The sequence below is a fragment of the Methanobrevibacter sp. genome (assembly GCF_045541095.1).
GTDB lineage: Archaea > Methanobacteriota > Methanobacteria > Methanobacteriales > Methanobacteriaceae > Methanocatella.
In genome coordinates this window covers 1-5,741 of sequence record NZ_JAZQIJ010000015.1, presented here as the reverse complement: position 1 = coordinate 5,741, position 5,741 = coordinate 1, and the positions used below count along the sequence as shown (strand labels likewise).

At 35.5% G+C, this 5,741-nt stretch carries 7 protein-coding genes; 4 read left to right on the top strand and 3 right to left on the bottom strand.

The annotated features are described in order from the left end of the window. Positions 1-461: hypothetical protein (locus tag ACKI2P_RS00725; protein WP_407374281.1), on the top strand; the 461-nt coding region annotated here is incomplete at its 5' end. Between the two features lie 105 nt (positions 462-566). On the opposite strand, the gene ACKI2P_RS00720 is transcribed toward ACKI2P_RS00725, so the two are convergent. Further along, positions 567-1,535 (bottom strand): hypothetical protein, encoded by a 969-nt coding sequence (locus ACKI2P_RS00720; protein ID WP_407374279.1) that lies wholly within the window; start codon positions 1,533-1,535, stop codon positions 567-569. 109 nt (positions 1,536-1,644) lie between these two features. Here ACKI2P_RS00720 and ACKI2P_RS00715 point away from each other — a divergent pair, with 109 nt between their 5' ends. Next, complete coding sequence (locus ACKI2P_RS00715) at positions 1,645-2,421, top strand: hypothetical protein (RefSeq protein WP_407374277.1); 777 nt, start codon at positions 1,645-1,647, stop codon at positions 2,419-2,421. A 1-nt stretch (position 2,422) separates the two neighbouring features. Beyond that, positions 2,423-3,256 carry a hypothetical protein gene (locus ACKI2P_RS00710; RefSeq protein ID WP_407374275.1) on the top strand — a complete coding sequence of 278 codons (834 nt, stop codon included), beginning with the start codon at positions 2,423-2,425 and terminating at the stop codon, positions 3,254-3,256. On the opposite strand, the gene ACKI2P_RS00705 is transcribed toward ACKI2P_RS00710, so the two are convergent. Both ACKI2P_RS00705 and ACKI2P_RS00700 read right to left on the bottom strand, forming a co-directional pair. Then, positions 3,253-3,660 carry a flavodoxin family protein gene (locus ACKI2P_RS00705; protein WP_407374273.1) on the bottom strand — a complete coding sequence of 136 codons (408 nt, stop codon included), beginning with the start codon at positions 3,658-3,660 and terminating at the stop codon, positions 3,253-3,255. The two genes, ACKI2P_RS00710 and ACKI2P_RS00705, sit on opposite strands and share 4 nt — an antisense overlap. Before the next feature lie 72 nt (positions 3,661-3,732). Further along, positions 3,733-3,858 (bottom strand): hypothetical protein, encoded by a 126-nt coding sequence (locus ACKI2P_RS00700; protein ID WP_407374272.1) that lies wholly within the window; start codon positions 3,856-3,858, stop codon positions 3,733-3,735. A 137-nt stretch (positions 3,859-3,995) separates the two neighbouring features. On the opposite strand from ACKI2P_RS00700, the gene ACKI2P_RS00695 reads away from it, so the two are divergent. Next, a complete protein-coding gene (locus ACKI2P_RS00695; protein ID WP_407374270.1) occupies positions 3,996-5,357 on the top strand; it encodes an MATE family efflux transporter in 1,362 nt (453 codons plus the stop codon). Positions 5,358-5,741 lie beyond the last annotated feature (384 nt).

The following is a 5,741-nucleotide window of genomic DNA, read 5'->3' as shown; positions in this document are numbered from 1 at the left end:
CAATATTCTGTATAATTGCATCTGCAGGATCTGCCTTTGCAGCAGATGACTATGGGTATGTCGGAAGTGCCTATGTAGATGATGTGGACAACGGATATGATGACGGTTACACTGGAAGTGCCTACGTGGATGATGTGGACGATGGATATGATGGCGGTTACGCTGGAAGCAACTATGAAGATGGAGGATATGCCGGAAGCAACTACCAGGATGATGGTGGTTGGGCAGGTAGCCAATACAATGAAACTCTTGAAAATGCTACCGCAGCAAACCAGACTGCATCTAATCAAACTGTTAACGGTACAACAAATACTACTGCTCCTGTAGCAGCAAACACAACCTCAAATGCTACTATTCCGGATGCTGTTCACAATATGTTAGCAACCGGTAATCCAATATTGATTTTAGTAATTGTGGCTGCAGTTTTAGGTGGTGTGGCTGTTATAAGAAGAAACAAATAAGATTATTAACCTGAAAGCAGAATTTTATAATTCTGCTTTATTCCCCTTATTTTTAATTTCAATTAATTAATTTTCCCTGTTGAATAATATTTTTTTCTGTTTTTGCTATCTTTTAAAAAAGTAACTTCCTGATGTATAAATGCCGTTTTTACTTTCTTCCAGTTTCAAAGTGTTTCCGTTAGGATCTTTAAGGCCCAGATTATTGATGTATGATGCATATTCACGGGCTAAATCCTTACTTAAACTGGATTTAAATGTTCCGTTTTCTCTCATATATTGTCCCATATTCCATTCATACGCAGCATCTGCTGTATCAAAGCTTGTGATAGGACACCAGCACATTGCTCCTGCAATTGCATTTGATAAGCTATTTCCATCTTTTGAAACCATGGCTGCCTGTATGTTTTCAAGATAAGGGTTATATAATTCGCTGTTTCCGCTTGCACCCATTATGGCGGATTGAGCTCCTCCTCCACTGTGGCCGAAAGTGAAAATCTTTTCGATGTCTCCCGGCAGATTGTCACCATTGAATCTGTAATATGTAACTGCAGCCTTCAAGTCAGTCACACCAGCGGGTGCCTGTGCATTGTCTCTTCCAAGACATCCGGCGTTCAGATAGATGAATCCTTCATTAGTATAGTTTTTCACTTCACTTGCATTGTACCTGGTCGGTGCGAGACATGATAAATATCCAGGTGTATTGATTGGCATCACTATCGGTGCTGTTGATGCAGTATAGTTTCCAACATTTTCAGAGTCATTGACGCTGCATGTATACGTTCCGTTGGCGTTTTTCTCTCCTTCAAAATAATTTCCAGGAACGTATATACCACATGACTCATATTTGGCATCCTTTGGATTCATGCAATATATGAGTCCGATTTGATAGTAGATGTCATTTTTTTCATCATAGCTCCAGTTATCCATATTGATAGATAGCTTTTCTGTTAGTGCAGATGCATTGTATGACTTTCCTGCGGCCATAGGTGTGTCTTTTGATAACAATGCAAACGCCCCTGCTATTGCTATTATCGCAATAACTGCTATGATTATTGTTTTATGCAAATTTTTCATATTTTCACCTTATAAATCAATAACTCTCTTTTTCTATATCTTATTTTTTTTACATGACTAAAAGTTAATTAACTATTATATAATATAATTATATTGAAGGTGAATTTTTGTGGAGATAATCGGATATTCTATTGCACAGGTTGTTTTAGAGATAGTAATTTTTTTAACATTGGTATTGATCGGTACGTTTTTTTTAGAAAGGGAAAAACGCAGTTCCAACAGATACTTAAATCCACAGGAATTTTTGCCGATAGATGAAATTCACACATTAAGGCAAATCTATTATCTGATTCTAATGGCAATGTGTCTGGTCGTTTTCTTTTATGCAATTATTTTCTGGGATTCTGATTATTGGGCATTATCTCTGTTTGATGCAGTTCTTTCTTTGTATATTGCCATTACGATAGATAAAAAATCTTTAAAAAATAAGATTTTGGTATTGTTGCTTGTCCCATTCGGATCACTGACATTTTTCATGTTTAATTTTTCCCTAGGGGCTTATATCAGTCTGATTCATATTCCGGTTTATTTGTATTTCACTAAGTATTATTTCGATAAGTTCATGGAATATACTTCTTCAAATGGTCTGGGTATAACAATCATATTGCTGTTTGTCATAGTTTTTGTAAGCTTTGTAGTAACTATGTTTGCCGAAAACGTCAATCCTCTTGATTCATTGGTGATGGTTTCCAATGCATTTACAAGTAACGGTTATGCCGTTTTGGGCCAATCCATTCCTGGTAAAATAAACAGTCTGTTTTTAGTTTGGGGAGGATATATAATATCCGGTGCAGGTACGGCAACCTTAACTGCAGCAATTTTAATCAAACGGTTCAACAAACGTTTCAGGGAACTGGAAAGATTATTGGAAGAGGAGGACAAATAATATGTTTGGATTTATCATTGACATTATTCTGACTATTGTTTTATTCATGATAATAATAGGATTAGGTTTTGCTTTCATGCGCGTTTTGTGCCCGATTGTTGAAAAAATTAAGAACAATCCTTCTGTCAAATCTTCAAGATTTCTTAATCCCAAAGAATATCTTCCTGAAGAGGAAGTATTTACAATGAAACAGGTTTTTTATCTGATATTGATTGTGCTTTGTGTATTTAACTTCCTGTTTCTATTAGGTCCATGGTTTAATGGGCAGAATACGGTTATATTCATTGATTTGGTTCTTTCATTTTATCTTGCATTTCAAATTGATGCAAATTCAAATTTTAATAGAGTTCTGTGGGTATTTGCAATGCCTTTCGCATCAATAGTATCTGTTCTTACATTGTTTCTTCCGATTCCGGTATTCTCATCAGGCATATTGTTTTATATGTTAGTTGAGTTTATTCATGCATTGGTATTCCTATATTTCATCAGGGTATATTTCCGGAAATTTAATGACTACACTGAAACCAACAGTTTAGGAATTACCATAATGCTTTTATTCCTTATAGTTTTTGTCAGCTTTTTAATCACTATCTTTGTAGAATCAGTAAATCCTTTGGATTCCCTTGAAATGGTTTCAAATGCATTTACAAGTAACGGTTATACTATTTTGGGTAGCTCCAATCCCGGAAAAATAGATGCAATATTTTTAGTTTGGAGCGGTTTTATTTTAAGTGGTGTCGGTACTGCAACACTTATTGTTTCAATTGTCATGAGACATGTCGACAGCAAGTTTGACAGTCTTGAGGAAAGAATCAAAAAGAATAAGAAAGATTAGTTAATTATTCTTTTTGCAAATTCCTTAATGTCATTCAAGTCTTTTTCATTAGGTCTTCCTCTGTGGATTAGCTTGAATGCTCCTCTGCAGTGGAATTCATCATCGCTGATTTTAAGGCCGTTTGCTTCAGCTTCTTTTTTCACCTGACCGAATGTTGATTCGATGAGTGCTGCGGATGAAAAATTGTATATGCATCCTACGTTGACATTGATGTTTTGAAGAAACTCTTTTATGCTTTTATCGATTCCGGCAGCATAAATTGCACTACCTAAAAATAGAACGTCCACGTCTTCTGTTAGCGGTTCGTCTACTGTTTTTGCTTCTACGTTGCAAACTTCTGCAATTGCATCTGCAAGCTTTTTGGTATTTCCTGTTTTTGTGTAGTATCTTATTGCAATTTTCATTTGAATTACTCCTTTTAATTAAATTTGATTTAATTCAATATAAACCTTTTTTAAAAATATGTAAGTTAAGAATTACTCGTCAGTCACGTTCCTGTCATTGTAGGTGGAATCTTCAACGACATGAGTCATATGGATAACCTGCTCAACGGAAAAACATGGGCTACATTCAATGTACAGGCCGTTTGTAGCGCAAAACAACTTTTTAAATGAATGGTAAATTAAGGGGTGAGGCAAATCATGATGTCTTAAGTGCAATAACTGCTATAGGACAAAGACAAGCACCAGCTATCATTTTTGAATAGGGATAAATAGTTCCTGTATCTAATATATTACTGATGCAGACTAATGATAACATTGAATATATTGTAGGAAATCCCCGAAAGGCCATCAACCGGCTTGCATTTCCGACAATTTTTTCAATGCTTTTGATGTTTTTGAATAATTTAATTGACGGCTTTTGGGTTTCTGGTCTGAATGCCGAGGCACTTGCAGCTTCGGGTTTTATATTGCCGCTGTATCTGGTCATCATAGGCATCGGAAACGGTATCGGTGCGGGCACCAATTCACTGATTTCAAGATATGTCGGAGCACGCAAGTTTGACGGCGCTAATAATGCAGTTATTCATTCATTTATTCTGATGATTGCAGTATCAGTTATTATTTTTATTGTAGGTTTCTTCTTTTTGGGAGACATTGTTGATTTGCTTGGGGCAAGTAGTGTCAGGTCATATTGCCTAAGCTATGGACAGATTATATTTTTACTCAACATTGCCTTTCTTGCACCCAATGTAACGGCAAGTGTATTCAGGGCGGAAGGTGATGTTGGCCGTGCAACAAATCCGTTGGTTTTATCCGCCGTTTTGAACATGATAATAGATCCTATTATGATTTATACTCTTGATTTAGGTATTTTTGGTGCAGGTCTTGCAACTGTAATTGCTTCATTTATAGGCTATGCGTTGATGCTCTACTGGATTTTTGTCAAAAGGGATACATTTTTCAAGTTCAAAATGAAATATTACAATCGCAATCTTGAGATTTATGAGGAAATTCTGATCGTTTCACTTCCGGCCAGCCTTGAAGAGGTCATATTTGCTCTTGTTGCAATAATACTTAATTTCCTCATAATTACTACTGCAGGCGTCGGAGAGGTTGCCTCATTTACAATCGCATGGAGATTTATCTCAATTGCGTTTCTCCCATGTATGGCCATTGGAATTGCCACAATTACAGTTTCGGGAGTTGCCTATGGGGCCCGTAACTGGCGCAACTTTAATGAAACCATTGTCTATTCCACTCTTTTAAGTCTTGCGATTACTGTTGGGATATGTGCAATCTTTTTTATTTTTGCTTATCCTATCTGTGAGCTGTTCAATTTCCAGGCTGGAGACTTGGCGTTGGTTGACAGGTCCGCTGAGATTTTACAGATACTGGTATTTTATAATGTCCTAATTCCTTTAGGTGCAACGGCGGCATATACTTATCAGGGTGTTGGATCAGGATTTAAATCATTGGCTCTCACTGTATTGAGGGAACTGATTTTGAGCATGGCTTTTGCTTATTTAATGGGAATTACATTTAATATGGGTGTTTTTGGAGTTTATTTGGGTGCAATAATAGGTATGAATATTGGCTCGATTATCGGTTTTGAGGCAATCTGGAGATTCAATATGAAGTTCCGGAAACGATGTGAGTAATACTTTTTTTAGAAATCTTTATATTTAATCTTATTATAATTATTAAATCTATTTTATCTTAATGGTGCAAGAATACCTCGACCTCCAATACTTTTGAAGTCAAACATGATTTCAACAAGCTAGAAGGGTATAACATGGAAATTTCAGTTAAGTATAAGGCTGGAATTCCAACCTTATACTGGTTTAGAGATCATTCATAAACTAATATATTTTCTGCATGATTTTTGTAAAGATTGTTAAATCTTCACAATTATACTGTGTATCTAATTTTATTTAATCCTTTGTTTTGAATAAGGGCAATTATTTCTTTTTATACTAATTAACTAATTTTAAATCATTTTTCAGATATTTTTAGTTATCTATTAAGTTATTTAATATTGCTTT